The organism is Arthrobacter sp. efr-133-TYG-118, assembly GCF_030209755.1.
Classification (GTDB): Bacteria; Actinomycetota; Actinomycetes; order Actinomycetales; family Micrococcaceae; genus Arthrobacter.
The window spans coordinates 100,265-119,840 of sequence record NZ_JARVRH010000016.1 but is presented as its reverse complement, the minus strand read 5'-3'; the positions used below and the strand labels follow the sequence as shown (position 1 = coordinate 119,840).

Here is a 19,576-nt window from a genome sequence, read left to right as displayed (position 1 = left end):
ATTCTGGAAGAATCAGCAGCATAAGGACGTGTTGCAACGACCACTTGAATCCGCCTGGGCTCAAGGCGTTAAAGGTGAGCGCGCGTCAGAGGAGGCGGCGCTCGGCGGCCCACTTGGTCAGCTCGTGGCGGCTGGAAAGCTGGAGTTTGCGGAGCACCGCGGAGACATGGGTTTCCACGGTCTTGATGGAAATGAACAACTCCTTGGCCACCTCCTTGTAGCTGTAGCCCCGGGCGATGAGGCGCATGACTTCGAGTTCCCTCGCGGAGAGACGGTCCAGTTCGTCGTCGGCGATCTCGGCAGGCGAGGTTCCGAAAGCGTCCAGGACAAAACCCGCCAGCCTCGGCGAGAAGACGGCGTCACCGTCGGCCACGCGGATCACGGCATCGGAGATCTCGGGACCGGAAATGGTCTTGGTGACATAACCTCGGGCCCCGGCCCGAATGACGGCCACGACGTCCTCGGCCGCATCTGAGACGCTCAAGGCCAGGAAGCTCGTGCTCCCGCGCAACGGAGTGGATGCGCTGATGACCTCCCGCCCGCCGCCGCCAAGGCCGCCGGGCAAATGGACGTCAAGCAACACCACTTCCGGGTGAACCTCGGCGATCACAGCGACGGCTTGTTCCACCGTTCCGGCTTCACCCACGACGTCGATCCTGGAATCGAGGTCGGCCTTCAGACCGGACCGGAAAATGGCATGATCGTCCACGATCACCACGCGCACCTTCCGCGGCACTTGCCCGGCTATGGCCTGCTCCGGCTTGATCTGTTCTGGGGTGCCGTTCATGCTTTGGCTTCTCCGTTTCGGTTCTCTGCTTTGTCGGCGTTCTCGGCGGGCAGTTTCAGGCGTACTTCCGTGCCCTCGGAGCTACTGTTGATGACTGCAGTGCCGCCGTGGCGCTTCATCCGTCCGATGATTGACTCCTTGACTCCGAGCCGGTCTTCAGGGACAGCATCCGGGTCAAAGCCGGGTCCGCGATCCCTGATGAAAACCTCGCTACCCGTGTCCGAGCTCTCGAGATAGACCGACACGGCTCCGCCGCCATGCCGGGCAGCATTGTGCATCGCCTCCCGGGCCGCAAGGACGAGGGCTTCATGCCGGTCCGTCATGGCGGCGTCTCCCACGCTGACGACGTCGACGGCGTGTCCGTGCGCGTCCTCCACTTCGGCAGCGGCCGCGGCAATCCGCTCCGCCAGGAGTCCCGCATCCTTGGCGGCGTCCCGATACAACCAGGTGCGCAGTTCACGCTCCTGGGCACGGGCGAGCCGGACCACGTCCTGCTCGGAGCCGGCGCGGCGCTGGATCAGGGCGAGCGTCTGCAGCACCGAGTCGTGCAGGTGGGCGGCAATCTCGGCCCGCTCCGTCTCGCGAACCCGCGCTGCGCGCTCGGTTTCAAGGTCCTTCCAGAACTTCAGGCCCCACGGCAGCAGCACCAGGGCGACGCCGCCCAGCACCGCGATGGAAGCCAGCAAGGCGAGCCAGGTCTGCTCCCACGAACCGGAACCGGACACCATGACCAACACCCCGGCAACCACCAGGGCCAGGCCGGCAGCAAGGCGGACCCAGCCGCCGGCTTGGTCCGCCTTGGTCTTGTCCACCAGTCCGGCGCGGCGCGTCTCGTCCAGCTGCATCCACGCGATCGCCGCTCCGCCGAGTATGGCGGCCGCCGGGATCAGCGTGCCGAGAGGGACCTCGACGCCGAATTGCCGGGCGATGAGGATGGCGGCCACCAGGAGCAGGCCGGCTCCCAGGAGGATCTCTTTCCCGTACTGGATGCGCCGAATCCTGAACCAGGAGACGGAAACGGGAGCCGGAGTGGACAGCGGCGGCTGCGCTCCGCCGTCGGGCGCTGCTACATCGGGAGGCATGCTGACCGAAGGAGCAATGGGCGACGCCGGGCGGCGGCTATTGCGGCGGGCGCTTTCGTCGGCGGTGGGCACCATGACCCACAGCCAGGCGTAGAAGGCCAGGCCCGCGCCGCCGGCGAACGAGGCAAGGACCATGCCGAGCCGGATGTACTTCACAGGCCAGCCAAGGTGGTCCGCCAGGCCGCTGCACACGCCGGCAATCATCCGGTCGCTGCTCCGGACCAGCGGCGGGCGTTGCATGGCGGTTGTCATGAATCCATCCAAACACGTATCAGGGCCTTCGGCGCTCGGAGCTAGGGCAACTCAGGGGGCCACTCAGGGAAGGTTCAGGGTATCCCCCAATAGAGGGCGGCGCCGCCAGGCGGCAAGATCGAAGTATGAACGCGAACAGCATGAATCCCGAGGACTCCGGACAAGCAGCGGAGCCCGGACAACCTGCAGAATCCAGCCATCCGGCAGGGACAGGCTCGCCGGAAGAACCGGCCCAGCCAAACTCCGGCAGCACCGGCGGCACGGCACCGAACTACGCTGTGCCCGCTCCCCCGCAGAACTTCTTCAACTGGATCCGCAGCCAAGGCATCAGCCGCGGCCGCGACCGGTGGATGGGCGGCGTGGCCAGCGGCATCGCGCACCGTTTCGGCATCGATCCATTGATCGTCCGCGGCATCTTCATCATCCTCACCCTTTTTGCCGGCGTCGGCATCCTGCTCTACGGCGTCGCCTGGGCGCTCCTGCCCGAACCCGATGGCCGCATCCACGCCCAGGAGGCCGGTGCGGGGCGTTGGTCCGCAGGCATGACCGGCGCCCTCATCACAACCATCATCGGATTGCCAAGCCTCGGCCGCGGCTTCTGGGGCTGGGGCTGGAACGGCGTTCCTGGAATCCTGTGGACGCTGTTCTGGGTAGGCGGCATCATCTACCTGGTCTACTTCCTGGTCCAGCGCAGCAAATCCCGCAATGGAAGGCAGACCATGGGCACACACAACTATGCGGCCGCTCCAAGTTCCCCTGGCGGGGCGGGCTCCCATGCCTCGGCAGGCTATCCAGCCGGCCCTTACAGCTCAGGTCCTTACGGCTCCAGTGCTTACGGGACTGGCGGGGCCGGTAGTTACGGGACCGGTAGTTACGGGGCCGGCGGGCCGGCAACCCCTTCGGGCCCTGTCAATCCCTCGGGGCCCTTCAATCCCGCGGGGCCCTACCCACCGGCTGGCGTTCCCAACCGTCCCGAACGGCCCGAGCGGCCGAGGCGGCAAGGACCGGGCGCGGCTATCGTAGCGGTCTCAGCGGGGGCAGCCCTGCTGGCCGGCGGAACGCTCAAGCTGCTCGACGCCGGCAATGTGATCCAACTGGGGGACGCCGCCAACGCGGTGGTCTGGGCCACGGGCGCCGCCGTCCTCGGCCTCGGCATCCTCGTTGCGGGGCTTCGTGGCCGCACATCAGGGCTGCTCGGCTTCCTGGCCGTTGCGACGCTGGTGATCGGGGGCATATTCAATATCGCCCCCAGCGCAGACCACTTCCGTCTCCAGAATGCTCAATGGAATCCCGTGAGCATCGAGGATGCCCGCAAAGGCTTCGACATTACCGGGGCCAACGGGACCGTTGACTTGACCAAGCTGAACCTGAGCGCACCGCTGAGTTCCGACGTCGTGGTTCCGATGGACGTGACCGCAAGCAACATCAAGCTCCTCATACCTGCGACCGTGCCGGTGGAGGTCCAAGCAGACATGACCTTCGCGAACCTCAAGCAGGACGGCAGCGCCGTCACCCAAAGCAACGGTGGCACCCGGGACAGCTTCAACACGGACAAGCCCGGCGCCAAGCTGGTCGTCAAACTCAACGGCACCTTCAGCAATGTCACCGTCCAGGAAGGAAACTGACATGAGCACACACGAACCCACGCGGGCATTTGAAACGGCACCGGGATCCGAACCCACCGCGCAAACCGCCCGGGCCAGGGTGAGCACGGTGGTCTGGGGGCTGATTGTTGTGGCACTCGCAGCTTTGATCATCATTTCCAAGCTCGGCCTCGTAGCGCTCAACGGCACCTATGTGCTGATCGGGCTCATGATCGGGGCCGGCGCGGCACTCGTGATCGGAGGCCTTGTGTCGGCTCGCTCCCGAAAGGGCATCGAGTCCGGCCCGGACTCCGGGGCCGGCGCCACCGATTCCGACCACCGGTAGCAAGCAGCACGTGACAAAGCAGCCACAACAGGGAAGGCTCTAGCCATGAACAAGTTCTTCAGCATCGTACGGGGCATCGGCCTGAAGCGCGGTCCGCAGCGTTTGATCGGAGGGGTTTGCGGTGGCATCGCCGCCAAACTGAACGTGGACGTGGCCTACGTCCGCATTGGCTACCTGATCTTCTGCCTGCTACCCGGGCCCGCCGTGGTGATTTACGTGGTGGCGTGGCTGCTGCTTCCCAACCAAAGCGGCACCATTGCGCTGGAATCTTTCCTCACCCAGCGTTCGCAAGGCAGGAATTAGCACAGCCCGGCCCCGGTTTACGGGCCGGCGAGTTCGCCAGCGCTCCGCCAACGCGGCGGGGCGCTGGGCTTGTTAAGCCAGGTTCCATAAGCCGGTCATTTAGGCCGGGCTTGCCCGTCGAATTTCCACGTTGTTTCAAAAGTCTCATCCTCGGCGATGGTCATGTTTGTGTCCCACCCCACATTTCCCCCTACAATCGTTGTGAGCTCAGCGTGGCGCTCTGCACGTATACCTCCTAGCCAGGATTTGAGCCCTCATGAAAATTGGAATCCTTACCAGCGGTGGCGACTGCCCCGGACTGAACGCCGTCATCCGCGGCGCCGTCCTCAAGGGAATTGCCATTCACGGCCAGGAATTCGTCGGTTTCCGGGACGGTTGGCGAGGCGTCGTGGAGGGCGACGTCATCGACATTCCCCGCACGATGGTCCGCGGTATCGCCAAGCAGGGTGGAACCATCCTCGGCACGTCCCGCACCAACCCGTTCGAGAACGGCGGCGGGCCGGATGTCATCAAGGCCCACATGGACCGCCTCGGCATCGACGCCATCATTGCCATCGGCGGCGAAGGCACCCTGGCTGCCGCGAAGCGCCTTACCGACGCCGGGCTAAAGATCGTCGGCGTCCCCAAGACTGTGGACAACGACCTCGACGCCACCGACTACACCTTCGGGTTCGACACCGCCGTCCAGATCGCCACTGAGGCCATCGACCGGCTGCGCACCACCGGAGAATCCCACCACCGCTGCATGATCGCCGAGGTCATGGGCCGCCACGTGGGCTGGATTGCCCTGCACGCGGGCATGGCTGCCGGCGCGCACGCCATCCTGATCCCCGAGCAGAAGGTCAGCATCGAGCAGATCACCGAGTGGGTCCAAGAGGCCCACGATCGTGGCCGTGCGCCGCTCATTGTTGTTGCCGAGGGTTTTGTTCCCGACCACATGGAAGCCCCGCACTCCGAACGCGGACTGGACACCTTTGGCCGGCCCCGTCTGGGTGGCATCGCCGACCAGCTCGCCCCCGAAATCGAGGCCCGCACCGGCATCGAGACCCGCGCCACGATCCTCGGCCACATCCAGCGCGGCGGCGTTCCCTCGGCTTTTGACCGCGTGCTGGCCACCCGTCTGGGCATGGCAGCCATCGATTCCGTCGTGGAAGGCCGCTGGGGAACCATGGTGGCCCTCAAGGGCACGGACATTGAGCACGTGGGCTTCGAAGCTGCTCTGGGCAAGCTCAAGACCGTCCCCCAGAATCGCTACGACGAAGCCGCGGTGCTGTTCGGCTGAGCCGGTCCTTCAAGGAACAGGTTCTTCAAGGAGCAGGCGGGCACCCCACCGGGCGCCTGCCTGCTCCTTCCTTTTCCGGGGACTGCATAGACTCGATGTCATGGAACTTGATGCGGGATCGGCGGAAATCGTGCTGCTGGCCTGGGCCCGGCATTTAGGGTTCGACGACGAGGCCTTCAGTTTCGTCTCCGGCTCACCTGCTGCCCGCACCGGGGAGCGGCTGGTCAGGGAAGACGAGGACGCTGAATCCATCACGTTCGTGAGGCTCTTTGGCCGCTCCGCCTTGGTGGGTCCGGGGTGGGCGGTGGCTGCCGCCGTCGAACTCTCGGACGATCAACTGAGCGAGCACTCCGAACTGTTGCGGATCAGCCGCGAACACGGCGGCCATGGACTCGGGACGTCGGCGCTGCTGTTCGCCGACGACCTTCCCCTCTTCCAGCCGGGCGGCGAAGTCACCGTCTCCCACGGCCATCCGGAGGCGATCGAGTTGGAGGGCAGGTGCCCACCGGACGACGTCAATGAAGTCCACCTCTCAAGGATGGACCACCATTTCACCGTGATGGATGGCAACGAACCGGACCGCAAACCGGTGGCCTGCGGCGCCTATGCAGAATGGCAGGGGATCCTCGCAGACATGGGGGTCCTGGTGCCGCCTGAATTGCGCAGGCAAGGACTCGGAACCCTCGCTGCTTCGATCGCCGCCCACGAGGCACTCGCCTCGGGCCTGACGCTGCAATGGCGGACCGCGCTGGATAACCGTGGTTCCATGGCCCTGGCCCGAAGGCTGGGATTCGTCGACGGCGGTATCCAGACCTCCGTGCTGCTCCGCTAGCGCCTTCTCTTGACCTCGAGTTGGCAGATGATGCCCTCAAAATCGCGGCATTTTGAGGGCATCATCTGCCAGTTCGCGCGGGCTAACCGTCTTGCGAAACAGTCTCAGGCTTGGCTGCGGCAGCCGGGGAACCCCAGCCCTGGACGGCTTTGGGCTTGCCGAACAACAACGCCGCCACTGCGCCCAGCAGAATCGCAAAGGCCGGGAGCAGGACCGACTGGCTCATCGCCGTCGAGAAGCCGTCATGCAGGAATTCAGGCAACTTGCCGGTGAATCCGCCTTCGCCGGCCGGGGCGGCCCCTGGGGGCGCCGCAGGCAGCTCGGCCGCCAGCCGGGACTGGATGAGGGCAGCAATAGCGGCAGATCCCAGCACCGCACCGATCTGGCGCGTCGTATTGAAGACACCGGAACCGGCGCCGGCCGAGCGCGGCGGGAGGTTGCGGGTAGTCGCGTTGGAGACCGGGCCCCAAATGAAGCCGTTGGCCACGCCCTGGAGGGCGCTGGGCAGCAGGAACATCCAGATGGGGGTGTCCGGCTTCAGAAGCGTTCCGGTCCAGAACAGGGCGCCTGACAGGCAGAGGAGCCCGAAAGCGGCGAACCAACGCGGGTTGATGCGGTCGATCAGCTTGCCAACGAAAGGTGCCAGCGCGCCGGAGATCACAGCCATGGGGATCATGAGCAACGCGGACTGCGTCGGGGACAACCCGCGGACTACCTGGTAGTAGAAAATGGTGGGCAACGGGAACGCGGTGATGGTGAAGCCCACCGCCATGATGGTGGTGTTGCCCAAGGAGAAGTTGCGGTCCTTGAAGAGGCCCAACGGCAGCAGGGGTTCGCCGCCGCGGCGCTCCAGCAGCCACTGCCACAAGACAAACGCGGCCAGGACGACGAGCCCGGTGATGATCAGTCCCCACACGGTAATGGGTCCGCTGACGGTGCCCCACTTGTAGCTTTGGCCTTCCTGGATGCCGAACACCAGCAGGAACATGCCTGCTGCGGACAGCAGCACACCCAGGACGTCGAACTTGTGGCTGTGCGTGGTCAGCTTCGGTACCAGCCGGGTCACGAGGACGAAGGCAACGACGCCGATGGGAACGTTGACGAAGAAGATCCACTGCCAGCCGAGGCCGTCAACCAACACGCCACCGAGGATCGGGCCGACGAGGATGGCCATGCCGGCCGTGGCTCCCCAGAGGCCCATGGCCGCGCCGCGGCGGTCCGGCGGGAAAATCCGGGTGATGACGGCCATGGTTTGAGGCGTCATCATGGCCGCGCCGATGCCCTGAACCACCCGGGCCGCGATCAGCATGCCGATATCGCCCGAGAGGCCGCACCACAGCGACGCCAGGGTGAAGACCACGAGGCCGATCAGGTAGAGGTTCTTCGGCCCGAAGCGGTCACCGAGCCGTCCGGTGATCAGCAACGGCACGGCGTAGGCGAGGAGGTAGGCGCTCGTCACCCAGATGACGGCGTTGATATCGGTGTGCAGGCCCTCCATGATCCGTGGGTTCGCCACGGAAACAATGGTGGTGTCGATCAGGATCATGAAGAACCCGACCACGAGGGACCACAGTGCGGGCCACGGTTTAGCTACGTTTTCCATGGGTTTCCTTTGACTGTGCTGAATTTCTTGCAAGTTGGTGCGTGGGATGGGCTGTCACCATGGCAACTGCCCGCTGCGGAGATCATTTTGGAAGCTGCGTATCCAGTCGATTTCCGTCCGCAGCATGGTTTGTTGGTACTTGACGTCGATCCAGAACTTGGGTTCGACGCCTTTTGCAGCGACAGCTTCTTCACCCCGGACCAGGAAGTCGAGTTGGTTTTCCAGGTTCGCCACGCGATGGTCCAGGAGTTCGAGTACGACGCCGGACGGCAGGTTGTGTGCCTCGGCGATCGCGTGGGGGAAGACCGGGTATTCGTTCACGGGTTCCGCCAGCATGTTCTGGAGGCGCTCGGTCAGCGCGTCCCTGCCGGTTCCGGTGATTCGGTAAGTGGTGCGCTCGGGCCGGTTTCCGGCACGGTCAATGCCTGTGGACTCGACCAAGCCCGCCTCGTCCAGGCGACCGACTGCGTGGTAGAGCGTACCCGGGCGGACTTTGACCAAGCGGTCCTCATGGCGGGCCATCAGGAGCTGGTACATCTCGTATGGATGCATCGGCGCCTCGACAAGGAGGGCCAATGCGGCGACGCCAAGTGGAGTCAGTGCGGCTCGTGCCATTTCCCCATCCTCCGTACGAACTATTCCACATCAACTATTCCACATGGAATATTTGATCGCAAGAAAGCCACCGCAGCGGGGCGGTCAATGCTATCCGAGCAGTCCGAGAATCTCCGTGCGGGCAAACATCCGGGCGGCCTCGCGCGCTGTGGGGGCACCGGCGTCGGGATCGGCCCCGGCGTCGATCAGAACGCGGGCCACCTCCGTGTAGCCCTTGAAAACTGCGCCGGCCAGCGGGGTCTGGCCACGGTCATTCGCGCCGTTTGCCTCGGCGCCGTGGTACAGCAGAAGCTGAACGGTTTCAGCGTGGCCATGGTACGCGGCCAGCATCAGGAGTGAATCACCCGCGGCATTGCGCATTCCGGCAGGCGCCCCGGCATTGAGGTAGCTGCGCAGGAGTTCCGAGTTGCCTTCCCTGGCGGCATCGAACAAGGTGTGCGCCAAGGCAATGGCCTCGTCATCGGCGCCTGTCGCTTGGGCGTCGGCGCCCGTCGTTTCGCTCATCGGTGGGGTCCCTTCAGGAATCCGGTCTGACGCCCCACCACCTGTCCGGCATCGGGCGCAACGATTACTTCCTGGGCGGCCGGATATGGCTCCTCACCGTCCAGCACGGTCAGCACTTCCTGCGGGTCTACGGACCGCTTGATAAGCGCCAGTCCCACTGCCCCCATCTCGAAATGCTGGGCCACAGATGTCAGCGTACCCACCTTGCGCTCTCCGGCAAATACGACGCTGCCCGGCGCCGGGAGGGTGTGCTGCGAGCCGTCCAATTGGAGGAAAACGAGCCGCCGGGGCGGGTGTCCAAGGTTGTGGACACGGGCGATGGTCTCCTGGCCCTTGTAGCAGCCCTTGGACAAGTGGACCGAGGTCCGCAGGAGATCGAGCTCGTGCGGAATGGTCTTCTCGTCCGTCTCCGCGCCGAGCCGGGGACGCCAGGCGGCAATGCGGAGCGCCTCCGCGGCCAACGAGCCGGCGAGGGCCATACCCTCAACGGCAGCTTCAAGCCCGGCCGCGGGAATGAGGTACTCGAACCAGGGACGCTCAAGGCCGGGATGGGAGCTTTCCTCCACCACGCTGTAGGAATAGCCGCCGACGCCGATGTGCGGCCACGGGTCCTCCCAGACGAGCCGCCCGGACCAGGCGTCAACAGGCTTGGTTGAGCCGACGACGGCCCAATCGGCGGACACGTCGGCCACCTCGACGCGCAACATGAACCGCATTTTGTCGAGCCACTCGGCCAGCGGGGCGGCCTCGGCGGCCTCGACCAGCAGCCAGGTGGTCCCGCCGTCGTCCACCACGCGGGCGTCGAACTCGATGCGGCCCTGGATGGTGAGGAGCAACAGCTCGCTGGAGACGCGCGGCTCGAGGTTGGTCAGTTGCTGCGAGGAAAGGGTGTTGAGCCAGCTGAGGCGGTCCGGTCCGGTGACCGTGACAACGCCCCGATAGGAAAGGTCGACGACGGCGGTGCCGGCGGCGAGTGCGCGCTGCTCACGCAGGGGCTCGCCGTAGTGGGCCGCAACGCCGGAGTCCTCGCCGCCGCCTTCTACAGCTCCGGGGCGCGACAATAAGGGGCTCTTGTAAGTCATATGTAGTAGAAGTCCTTGGGGCTCAGCGGTATTCCGGGTTTTCAAAATCGAAGCGCGTGCCGGCTTTCCATTCATCCGGGAGGTTGCCGTAGGCAGGAATGCCGCCTACGTCCTTGAGCATCCGGGCGTAGTGGAGCAGGTTCCAGGTCATGAAGGTGGTGTTCCGGTTGGTGAAGTCGCTCTCGGGGCCACCGGATCCTTCGTCGAGGTAGCTGGGTCCGGGGCCGACGGCCCCGATCCAGCCGGCATCGGCCTGGGGCGGAATGGTGAAGCCGACGTGCTGGAGGCTGTACAGGACGTTCATGGCGCAGTGCTTGATGCCGTCCTCGTTGCCGGTGATCAGGCAGCCGCCGACCTTTGGATAGTAGGCCCATTGGCCTTTGCTGTTGAGCTGGCCCGAATGGGCGTAGAGCCGCTCGATGAGCTTCTTGGTCTGGGAGGAGTTATCGCCAAGCCAGATAGGGCCGGCCACCACCACGATGTCGGCCTCCAGCACGGCCGGATACAACTGGGGCCATTCATCCGTGGCCCAGCCGTGTTCGCGCATGTCCGGATACACACCGGCGGCAATGTCGTGGTCCACAGTGCGGATTACACGGGTACTGACGCCCTGCTTTTCCATGATGCGCCGGCTGATGGCTATGAGTCCGTCGGTATTGCTCACTTGCGGGGATGGCTTGAGCGTCCCGTTGAAAAACAAAGCCTTGAGATCGTCATAGCGGGCGGGTTTTGTTGCTTCGTTCACTTGCTGCTCCCCTTTGGTTCGGACTGCGAAACGGGACGTTCAGTGAGACCTCTTCGGTGAGACCTTGAAGCCAGGGAACAAGCCCCCCTAAGAGAGCTTGTTCAGGAAAGCCGAGGCATGGGCCTCGAGCGACTTACCCGGAGTGGACACATCCCAGCGCCACAACAGATTGCCATCGACGAGTCCGAAGATGCGCGTGGCCGCAGTGTATTCCTTGGAGTGGCCGCCGCGCATCACCATATCGGTGCTCATCTGGATCTGCGGCCCCTTGATTTGGCCGTAGTACAGCTCGCTGATGCCACCGGGATGGACGATCGTCACAGCGATGTCGAACCCGCCGTCGGCGTTCCGGTGGGCCTCGACGTCGTCGGCCGTCTTCAATACGGGGACAATCTCCGCGGGAATCAAGCCGGGGCCGCCGTCGGCGTCGAGCATTTTCCGCTCCAGCGCCCAGAAGCCTGTCTCCACAGTGAGTGGCCGCAACTTGGTGCCGTCCTCGTCGATGAGCCAGCTTTCCGCGCGGTACTCCAAGTACGGCAGACCGTGGTGCGTAAAGGAGACATGCTGGATGAAGTGATCCGAGTCTTCCTCACCGCTTCCAAGCCGTCCCCGGCCTTCCCACTCACCAATGAGCCAGGAAAGGGGTACTAATTCGGGTGTCAGGTCGGAAGGAATTTCGATGGGCACAGCAATTACCTCAGTGGACCGGAAGGTACAGAAGCTCTACTTCTGGCCCTTGAAGAGACGGTAAACGACAAAACCAGCGAACCACGCCATCGAGAGGCTGGCCAGGCCGAGGAGGACAAGGAAGAAGATTTCAAATGCAAGTACGGACATGATGCCATCCTAACTGTTAGTAGATGAGTAGTTTGTCGATGAAGTAGGACAACGCGCCGACCGCCCAGACGGGGGCGACGCCCATTCCAAGGACAGCCGGGAAATTCAGGCGGCCGAGCCGAAGCGTCACCATCCGACGGAAACTGACCAGGACCGAGGCGATGACCACGCCCACCACGATGGCAGCCACGATCGCGATGTTGGAGAACACCAGGCCGGCCAGCGGAGCCACCAGCCCGGCCGCCACGATGCCCAAAGGCGCCACGACCCGGTCCGGCCAGCGCAACAAGCCGGCGAGGAGGGCGACCGCGGCGCTGAGAGCGGCGACCAACACCATTTCCTTGATCCCGTTGAATCTCGCCCCCGCAATCCAGCCCGCGCCAAGGCAGCTCAGCAGGACGCCGGCGCAGCTACCAAGGGTGGATTCGAGCCGTTGGGCCTGGCCGGTTCCGCGAATCAGCTGCACGACGAACACCGCGATCACGCCTGCGGCGATGAAGGCGGGAGTTGCGTCGAGAAATCCGGGGGCTGGCACCAATCCGGCTGCCAGGGCCGAACCAGCACCGCTCAGCCCGATCACCGTGGCCAAGGTCTTTTTGGCGGGGACCGCTAGAAAGTAGGGCCAGCCGATGCCAACCGCGGCCGACGCCAGAATTCCGACGGCGACCAACCCTTCCGTGGGGCCGTAAGAGCTGGCGACGAAAACCGCGAGCGCCACGAGGCCGACCACCCCGATGCTCCAAGACTTCACTGCGCCCCTGACCTCACTGTGTCCCTAACCTCGCCGCGCCTTCGTGGGATCCTCGACGGGCCCATTTCGTTCCAAGCTGCGAGCAACCTCCTGCCAATCCTGCCTTATACGGCGCAAATATGTCGCAAACATGGGTTGAAGGTGACACGAATCCCTGACGTTGCAGGGGCCTTTGGGTATACTCGGTTGTCAACAGCGCTTCTTGTTGCAACGCTTCCGTTACAACGGAACCACGCCCCATAAGCAGCTACCGGCCGGTGGAAACCCGGTTCAGACGCCCGATGATGCGCGGACCGCCCATTGGAGGAACTATGTCGCACATCCTGCTCCTGACGAACAGCACCGGCTCGTCGGTAGACATCCTGCCCGCCTTGGAGCTATTGAACCACCGGGTCCACATCCTTCCGGCAGAGCCAACGGCCTTGCTCGAAACCGACCCCACCGACGTCGTTTTCCTTGATGCCCGCAAGGACCTCGTGGGGGCCCGATCCCTGACCCAGTTGCTCAAAGCCACGGGCTTGAGCGCCCCTCTCATCCTGATCCTCACGGAAGGCGGCATGGCTGCCGTCTCTTCCGCATGGTCCGTGGATGACATCGTCCTCGACTCGGCGGGGCCGGCCGAAGTCGAGGCCCGGATCCGCCTGGCCGTGGCCCGTGCCATCCCCGGCGAAGAGGAGGCCAACACCGAAATCCGGGCGGCCGGCGTCGTGATCGACGAGGCAAGCTATACGGCCCGCGTGAACGGGCAGCCGCTCAACTTGACCTTCAAGGAATTCGAACTCCTGAAATATCTGGCCCAGCACCCGGGCAGGGTGTTCACGCGTCAACAGCTTCTCACCGAGGTATGGGGCTACGACTACTACGGCGGCACCCGCACCGTGGACGTCCACGTCCGGCGCCTGCGTGCCAAGTTGGGCGTGGACCACGAGAACCTCATCAGCACGGTCCGCAACGTCGGCTACCGGCTGACGTTGGTCCGTTTGCCGGAAGACGAGCTCACGGAGGCCTAGGCTTCCGAACCGCCGAGCCTCTGGAACCCAAGCTGCGAAGCACAGGAAAGGCCCGGACTCAGTGAGTCCGGGCCTTCCCTGTGTTTGAGTGGAGGACATACGGGTCGAACGTATCGAGGCCACCCCACTGGTGGATCCCCCTCGTATCCTGCTTCGCGAAGCCGGACGAGATATAGACCTTACACGGCCAAGACAGCGCCTGCAAAATCCATCCCGCCAAACCGGCCGGAGGCGTATAGCCTTGCAGCATGAGCCCTGCGCACCCGGAGAACTGGCCCGTCCTCGTCGTCAAAGGCGCGTCGGACAACGAGTTGTTGAAAGACATCAAGACGCTCGCCGCAGCTGCCGAGGAGTCCGACGGCAATCCCCCGCTGTCCGAACAGACCCTGGTCATGCTGCGCGGAGCCGATGCCGGCGACCACTCTGTGCTCGCACTGGCCCTGTATGCCCCGGACGAGCAGTCCGATCCGGCGAGCGGGCAGGATCTGGCGGGAATCGCCGTCGTGGTTGAAGCGGACGACGGGACCGGGGTCCTGGAAATGGCAGTGCACCCCAGCTACCGCAACCAAGGTGTCGCAGGCCGCCTGCTGGATTCACTCCGGGACAGCCGCGGGCTCGAGGGGCTGAACGCCTGGTCCCACGGGAATCACGAGGCCGCCGCGGAGCTTGCGGCCCGCTACGGCTACGGCCCGGCGCGCGAACTGTGGAAGATGCGGCTCATGTCCTCCACGGCGGAACTGCCCGACGCCGGCCTGCCCGGGGGAGTTTCACTGCGCGCCTTCGTGCCGGGCCAGGATGAGTCCGCCTGGCTGGCAGCCAACAGGGCAGCATTTGCCCACCATCCCGAGCAGGGTTCCCTGACCAGGGCCGACTTGGAAGCCCGGATGGCCGAGGACTGGTTCGATCCCGCAGGTTTCCTGCTGGCTGTGAACCCGGCCGGGGAGCTGCTTGGATTCCATTGGACCAAGGTGCACCCCCGGCAAGGACCCCATCCGGCCATCGGAGAGGTTTACGTCGTGGGTGTGACGCCCGCGGCCCAGGGGCTGGGGCTTGGCAAGGCGCTCACCGTCGCCGGGATCAGGTATCTCCAAAGCCACGAGTTGCACTCCGTGATGTTGTACGTGGATGCCGACAACACCGCGGCCGTCGCCCTGTACCACAAGCTGGGCTTCGTACGCTGGGACGTCGATGTCATGTATGCGCCGTTACCCCGGAAGTAACCCGGAACCAAGGCGTATCTGAAAGGCTAGGACATCTAGGATTCCGGCACGTGGAATCCTTGTAGGGTTGAATCAAACCCCCGCGCTGAACGAAGGAGAGCCCGATGAACCCGGACCCGGTCGGAACCACCAAAACCGAGGTCAAGGGCGCAACCTTGCCTCCCCGCTTCGGATCTTCCGAAGTCCCGGCTGCGCGGGCAACCCAGGACCGCATCGACATTCCCGAATTTGCACCCTCCCTTGAGCCGGAAGGCGACATCACTCCGGACCGTTTCCTGGACCGCGAGCTGAGCTGGCTCGCTTTCAACTCCCGGGTTCTTGAGCTCGCAGAGGATCCGGACCTCTACCTGCTGGAGCGGGTCAATTTCCTCTCCATCTTCGCCTCGAACCTGGATGAATTCTTCATGGTGCGGGTTGCCGGCTTGAAGCGCCGCATCGCCACCGGACTCGCGGTGCCCTCCCCCGCCGGGCTGAGCCCGATCGAAGTCCTGGAGCAGATCGGCGATGCCGCCCGAAAGCTGCAGGAACGCCACGCGCGTGTGTTTGCCGAGCAGATCCGCCCCGCTTTGGCCTATGAGCACATCCACCTCATGCGCTGGGACGAACTCGACGACGAGGCCCAGCACCGCTTGAGCATCATGTTCGGCGAGAAGGTCTTCCCGATCCTCACGCCCCTCGCCGTCGATCCTGCCCACCCCTTCCCGTATATCTCCGGTCTTTCCCTCAACTTGGCCGTGATTGTCCGAAACCCCGTGAGCGACAAGGAACTGTTCGCCCGCGTCAAGGTTCCGGACCAGCTGCCGCGGCTCGTCTCGATCGACGGACCGCGTGCCGGTGCGGTCCCGGGTCGCGTCGCACGATTCATCGCGCTCGAAGAGGTCATCGCGGTGCATCTGGACAAGCTGTTCCCCGGAATGGAAGTCATGGAGCACCACTCCTTCCGCGTCACCCGCAACGAGGACGTGGAAGTTGAAGAGGACGACGCCGAGAACCTCTTGCAGGCGCTTGAAAAAGAACTGCTGCGCCGCCGCTTCGGCCCGCCCGTCCGGCTTGAGGTCACCACGGACATCAACCCGAATATCCGTGCGCTCCTGGTGCGCGAACTCGGCGTCGAGGAATCCGAGGTCTACTCCGTTCCGGCTCCCCTGGACCTCCGGGGCCTGTCGGTCATCGGCGGAATTGACCGCGCCGACCTCCACTATCCGAAGCACGTGCCCCACACCTCGCGGTACTTGAACGAATCCGAGACATCCAAGGCCGCCAACGTCTTCGCGGCAATGCGTCGCCGCGACATCCTGCTGCACCACCCGTACGACTCGTTCTCGACGTCGGTCCAGGCCTTCCTGGAGCAGGCGGCCGCAGACCCCAAGGTCCAGGCCATCAAGCAGACCCTGTACCGCACCTCCGGCGATTCCCCGATCGTGGACGCGCTGATCGACGCCGCCGAGGCCGGCAAGCAGGTCCTGGCCCTCGTGGAGATCAAGGCCCGCTTTGACGAGCAGGCCAACATCTCCTGGGCCCGCAAACTGGAGCAGGCCGGCGTGCACGTGGTGTACGGCATCGTGGGACTCAAGACGCACTGCAAGTTGTCCCTGGTTGTCCGTCAGGAAGTGGATGGCCTGCGCAGGTACTGCCATATCGGCACGGGCAACTACCACCCACGGACGGCCCGCTACTACGAGGACCTTGGCCTCTTGACCTCCAATGAGCAGGTGGGCGAGGACTTGTCCAAGCTCTTCAACCAGCTCTCCGGATATGCCCCCAAGTCGACCTTCAAGCGGCTCCTCGTCGCGCCGCGCTCGGTGCGCTCCGGGCTGATCGACAGGATCGAGACCGAGATCCGCAACGCCCGCGCGGGAATTGCCGCCAAGGTGCAGATCAAGGTCAACTCCATGGTTGACGAAGCCACGATCGACGCCCTCTACCGGGCGTCGCAGGCCGGGGTGAAGGTTGACGTCATTGTCCGTGGCATCTGTTCGCTGCGCCCGGGAGTGCCTGGGCTGAGCGAGAACATCACAGTCCGCTCCGTCCTGGGCCGCTTCCTGGAGCACTCGCGCGTGTTTGCCTTCGCCAATGCCAACGATCCCGTGGTCTATATCGGCTCCGCGGACATGATGCACCGCAACCTCGACCGCCGGGTTGAGGCCTTGGTGCAGCTCTCCAACCGCGAAGACACAGCCGAAGTCATGGACCTGCTGCGCCGTTACATGGACCCAGGCACTGCCAGCTGGCACCTCGACAACCAAGGCCACTGGACCAGGTTCCACCAGGCCGAAGACGGCACGCCGCTGTTGGACATCCAGTCCTGGCTGCTTGCCTCCCGGTCCCGTCAACGTGCAGTTGCCCGGCGGTAGGCAGCGAAAAGTTGAAGAGCGATACACCTGTTGCAGACCAGACGGACCATCCCGGGGAACCGATCGCCGTCACGGCGGCCGGCGCCATTCCCTGGCGCGTTACCAAGGGCGCCCTTGAGGTCCTGCTGATCCATCGGCCTAAGTACGACGACTGGTCCTGGCCCAAGGGCAAGCTCGACGCCGGGGAAACCATCCCGGAGTGCGCCGTCCGCGAGATCAGGGAAGAAATCGGCCTCAAGGCCGCCCTCGGGATCCCCCTTCCTCCGACGCACTACCATGTGGCAGCTGGGCTGAAGGTAGTCCACTATTGGGCCACTCAGGTCAATGGGTCCGTCATCAAGCCGGACGGTGCGGAAGTGGACGCCTACATGTGGGCCGCACCGGATAAAGCGGCACGTTTCCTGAGCAACCCGACGGATGTGGGCCCCCTCCAGGCGCTGGCGAAGGCGCACCTCAATGGTGAGCTGGAGACCTGGCCCCTGATTCTGGTGCGCCATGCCAAGGCCAAGCCACGATCCTCCTGGACCAAGGCCGAAGGCAGCCGGCCGCTGGCCGTGACGGGTCTGCGCCAGGCGCTGGCCGTGGAACGGCTTCTAGGCGTGTGGAAGCCCCTGCGGATCGTGAGCAGTCCCTGGGCCAGGTGCGTATCCACTATCGCGCCATACGCCAAGTCAGCCGGAGCCAAGGTGAAACTTGTGGATGCCCTGACGGAGCACAACCACCAGCGGAGCCCGAAGAAGACAACCGCCGTCGTCGAGGGCTTGTTCGACAAGCAGCGCGGGGTTGCGCTGTGCACCCACCGGCCGGCGCTCCCCACCGTCTTGAAGGCGCTCGGCGAACGCATGGGTCCCGAGCTTCGCGAGATGCTGCCTGCCCAGGATCCGTATCTGGCGCCTGGCGAGATGATCGTGTGCCACGTGGCCCGTGGAAACGGCCAGCGCGTAGTGGCCGTGGAACAGATCAAGCCCTTCGACGACTGACTCAAGTAAGCTGGGTGCGTGAGCATCCCAACCCCATATGAAGACCTCCTGCGCGACGTCATGGCCAACGGCACGCATAAGTCGGACCGCACGGGCACCGGCACACGGAGCGTTTTCGGCCGCCAGCTGCGCTTCGATTTGAGCCAGGGTTTCCCGCTCGTAACCACCAAGCGGGTGCACTTCAAATCGCTCGCGCTGGAGCTCTTGTGGTTCCTCCGCGGCGAGTCGAACGTGAAGTGGCTCCAGGAGCAGGGTGTCACCATCTGGGATGAATGGGCGGACGCCGACGGCGAACTCGGCCCGGTGTACGGCGTGCAGTGGCGCAGCTGGCCGACCCCCGATGGCGGGCACATTGACCAGATCGCCGAGCTCATGAAGGGCCTGGCCGCCAACCCGGATTCCCGCCGCCACATCGTCTCGGCATGGAACGTATCCGAGATCAAGGACATGGCCTTGCCGCCGTGCCACGCGTTCTTCCAGTTCTACGTTGCCGACGGCAAGTTGTCCTGCCAGTTGTACCAGCGTTCGGCAGACATGTTCCTGGGCGTTCCTTTCAACATCGCTTCCTATGCGCTGCTGACCTGCATGGTGGCCCAGCAGCTGGGCCTCGAGCCCGGCGATTTCGTCTGGACCGGCGGGGACGTCCACGTTTACGAAAACCACGTGGAGCAAGTCACCGAGCAGCTCTCCCGCGAGCCTTACGAGTACCCGCAGCTGCGCTTCACCCGCAAGCCGGACTCGATCTTCGACTACACCTTCGAGGACTTCGAAGTAGTCGGCTACCGCCACCACCCCTCGATCAAGGCGCCCGTGGCGGTATGAACACCTACGAAACTCCTGCCGCGGACTCGCCTTCCTCCGGGGAGGCCGCGGAAACGCTCAACGGAATCGGCCTGGTCTGGGCACAGACCGGCAGCGGAGTGATCGGCAAGGGCGGGACCATGCCCTGGCACGTTCCCGAAGATCTGCAGCACTTCAGCCGGCTGACAACAGGGCATCCGGTCATCATGGGCCGGAAAACCTGGGAGTCTTTTCCCGCAAAGTACCGCCCCCTGCCCGGTCGCACCAATATCGTGGTGACCCGGCAACACGGCTGGGCGGACTCGCCCGAAGCACGTGGCGCCGTCGTGGTTTCCTCCCTTGATGCCGCCCTGCTCGAGTCCCAGTTCGCACCGGGCGGCCAGAATGTCTGGATCATTGGCGGGGGCGAAATTTACCGGCAGTCCGTGGATATCGCGAATGTCGCCGTCATCACGGTCATCGATTCCGACACCGACGGCGACACATTCGCGCCGGAGTTCGGCGAGGCCTGGAATCTTGAGGCGATGCAGCCGGCTGAAGGCTGGCTGACCTCCAAGAACGGCACCAACTACCGGATCGCCACGTGGCGCCGGACGGAAGACTGAGA

20 protein-coding genes are annotated in these 19,576 nt (G+C 64.5%); 11 read left to right on the top strand and 9 right to left on the bottom strand.

Going from position 1 to position 19,576, the window contains the following annotated elements:
- Nucleotides 1–85: 85 nt before the first annotated feature.
- Nucleotides 86–787: a LuxR C-terminal-related transcriptional regulator gene (locus QRN59_RS14990; RefSeq protein WP_284983292.1), complete on the bottom strand. Its 702-nt coding sequence runs from the start codon at nucleotides 785–787 to the stop codon at nucleotides 86–88.
- Nucleotides 784–2,121 (bottom strand): ATP-binding protein, encoded by a 1,338-nt coding sequence (locus QRN59_RS14985; protein ID WP_284983291.1) that lies wholly within the window; start codon nucleotides 2,119–2,121, stop codon nucleotides 784–786. The genes QRN59_RS14990 and QRN59_RS14985 overlap by 4 nt, the downstream gene beginning before the upstream one ends.
- A 125-nt stretch (nucleotides 2,122–2,246) precedes the next feature.
- On the opposite strand from QRN59_RS14985, the gene QRN59_RS14980 reads away from it, so the two are divergent.
- The 5 genes from QRN59_RS14980 (at nucleotide 2,247) to QRN59_RS14960 (ending at nucleotide 6,467) form a co-directional block, all read left to right on the top strand.
- Nucleotides 2,247–3,746, top strand: a complete 1,500-nt coding sequence (locus tag QRN59_RS14980; RefSeq protein ID WP_284983290.1) for a PspC domain-containing protein — start codon at nucleotides 2,247–2,249, stop codon at nucleotides 3,744–3,746.
- Nucleotide 3,747: 1 nt separating this feature from the next.
- Nucleotides 3,748–4,050, top strand: a complete 303-nt coding sequence (locus tag QRN59_RS14975) for a hypothetical protein (RefSeq protein WP_284983289.1) — start codon at nucleotides 3,748–3,750, stop codon at nucleotides 4,048–4,050.
- Nucleotides 4,051–4,095: 45 nt separating this feature from the next.
- Nucleotides 4,096–4,353: a PspC domain-containing protein gene (locus tag QRN59_RS14970; RefSeq protein WP_059387344.1), complete on the top strand. Its 258-nt coding sequence runs from the start codon at nucleotides 4,096–4,098 to the stop codon at nucleotides 4,351–4,353.
- Nucleotides 4,354–4,609: 256 nt separating this feature from the next.
- A complete protein-coding gene (locus QRN59_RS14965) occupies nucleotides 4,610–5,635 on the top strand; it encodes an ATP-dependent 6-phosphofructokinase (protein ID WP_234749032.1) in 1,026 nt (341 codons plus the stop codon).
- A gap of 100 nt (nucleotides 5,636–5,735) precedes the next feature.
- Nucleotides 5,736–6,467: a GNAT family N-acetyltransferase gene (locus tag QRN59_RS14960; RefSeq protein WP_284983288.1), complete on the top strand. Its 732-nt coding sequence runs from the start codon at nucleotides 5,736–5,738 to the stop codon at nucleotides 6,465–6,467.
- Between the two features lie 82 nt (nucleotides 6,468–6,549).
- Here the strand turns inward: QRN59_RS14960 and QRN59_RS14955 are convergent, their stop codons facing one another.
- The 7 genes from QRN59_RS14955 to QRN59_RS14925 all read right to left on the bottom strand — a co-directional run bounded on the left by QRN59_RS14955 (nucleotide 6,550) and on the right by QRN59_RS14925 (nucleotide 12,604).
- The gene (locus QRN59_RS14955) at nucleotides 6,550–8,070 is read right to left on the bottom strand and encodes a DHA2 family efflux MFS transporter permease subunit (RefSeq protein ID WP_284983287.1); all 1,521 of its coding nucleotides are present in this window, start codon (nucleotides 8,068–8,070) and stop codon (nucleotides 6,550–6,552) included.
- Nucleotides 8,071–8,124: 54 nt separating this feature from the next.
- The gene (locus tag QRN59_RS14950; RefSeq protein ID WP_284983286.1) at nucleotides 8,125–8,685 is read right to left on the bottom strand and encodes a PadR family transcriptional regulator; all 561 of its coding nucleotides are present in this window, start codon (nucleotides 8,683–8,685) and stop codon (nucleotides 8,125–8,127) included.
- Nucleotides 8,686–8,775: 90 nt separating this feature from the next.
- Nucleotides 8,776–9,189 carry an ankyrin repeat domain-containing protein gene (locus tag QRN59_RS14945; protein ID WP_284983285.1) on the bottom strand — a complete coding sequence of 138 codons (414 nt, stop codon included), beginning with the start codon at nucleotides 9,187–9,189 and terminating at the stop codon, nucleotides 8,776–8,778.
- Nucleotides 9,186–10,271 carry a CAF17-like 4Fe-4S cluster assembly/insertion protein YgfZ gene (gene ygfZ, locus QRN59_RS14940; protein ID WP_284983284.1) on the bottom strand — a complete coding sequence of 362 codons (1,086 nt, stop codon included), beginning with the start codon at nucleotides 10,269–10,271 and terminating at the stop codon, nucleotides 9,186–9,188. The genes QRN59_RS14945 and ygfZ overlap by 4 nt, the downstream gene beginning before the upstream one ends.
- A gap of 22 nt (nucleotides 10,272–10,293) precedes the next feature.
- Nucleotides 10,294–11,016 (bottom strand): flavodoxin family protein, encoded by a 723-nt coding sequence (locus QRN59_RS14935; protein ID WP_284983283.1) that lies wholly within the window; start codon nucleotides 11,014–11,016, stop codon nucleotides 10,294–10,296.
- An 87-nt stretch (nucleotides 11,017–11,103) separates the two neighbouring features.
- Nucleotides 11,104–11,703 carry a nitrobindin family protein gene (locus QRN59_RS14930; protein WP_284983282.1) on the bottom strand — a complete coding sequence of 200 codons (600 nt, stop codon included), beginning with the start codon at nucleotides 11,701–11,703 and terminating at the stop codon, nucleotides 11,104–11,106.
- Nucleotides 11,704–11,869: 166 nt separating this feature from the next.
- Nucleotides 11,870–12,604 (bottom strand): permease, encoded by a 735-nt coding sequence (locus tag QRN59_RS14925; RefSeq protein WP_284983281.1) that lies wholly within the window; start codon nucleotides 12,602–12,604, stop codon nucleotides 11,870–11,872.
- Nucleotides 12,605–12,915: 311 nt separating this feature from the next.
- On the opposite strand from QRN59_RS14925, the gene QRN59_RS14920 reads away from it, so the two are divergent.
- The 6 genes from QRN59_RS14920 to QRN59_RS14895 all read left to right on the top strand — a co-directional run bounded on the left by QRN59_RS14920 (nucleotide 12,916) and on the right by QRN59_RS14895 (nucleotide 19,574).
- Complete coding sequence (locus QRN59_RS14920) at nucleotides 12,916–13,614, top strand: winged helix-turn-helix transcriptional regulator (protein ID WP_234749023.1); 699 nt, start codon at nucleotides 12,916–12,918, stop codon at nucleotides 13,612–13,614.
- Nucleotides 13,615–13,862: 248 nt separating this feature from the next.
- Nucleotides 13,863–14,834 carry a mycothiol synthase gene (gene mshD / locus QRN59_RS14915; protein ID WP_284983280.1) on the top strand — a complete coding sequence of 324 codons (972 nt, stop codon included), beginning with the start codon at nucleotides 13,863–13,865 and terminating at the stop codon, nucleotides 14,832–14,834.
- Between the two features lie 104 nt (nucleotides 14,835–14,938).
- A complete protein-coding gene (locus QRN59_RS14910; RefSeq protein WP_284983279.1) occupies nucleotides 14,939–17,188 on the top strand; it encodes an RNA degradosome polyphosphate kinase in 2,250 nt (749 codons plus the stop codon).
- An 11-nt stretch (nucleotides 17,189–17,199) separates the two neighbouring features.
- Complete coding sequence (locus tag QRN59_RS14905) at nucleotides 17,200–18,168, top strand: NUDIX hydrolase (RefSeq protein ID WP_284983278.1); 969 nt, start codon at nucleotides 17,200–17,202, stop codon at nucleotides 18,166–18,168.
- 18 nt (nucleotides 18,169–18,186) lie between these two features.
- Nucleotides 18,187–18,990: a thymidylate synthase gene (locus tag QRN59_RS14900; RefSeq protein ID WP_284983277.1), complete on the top strand. Its 804-nt coding sequence runs from the start codon at nucleotides 18,187–18,189 to the stop codon at nucleotides 18,988–18,990.
- The gene (locus tag QRN59_RS14895; protein WP_284983276.1) at nucleotides 18,987–19,574 is read left to right on the top strand and encodes a dihydrofolate reductase; all 588 of its coding nucleotides are present in this window, start codon (nucleotides 18,987–18,989) and stop codon (nucleotides 19,572–19,574) included. Before QRN59_RS14900 ends, QRN59_RS14895 begins: the two co-directional genes overlap by 4 nt.
- The last annotated feature ends 2 nt before the right edge of the window (nucleotides 19,575–19,576 follow it).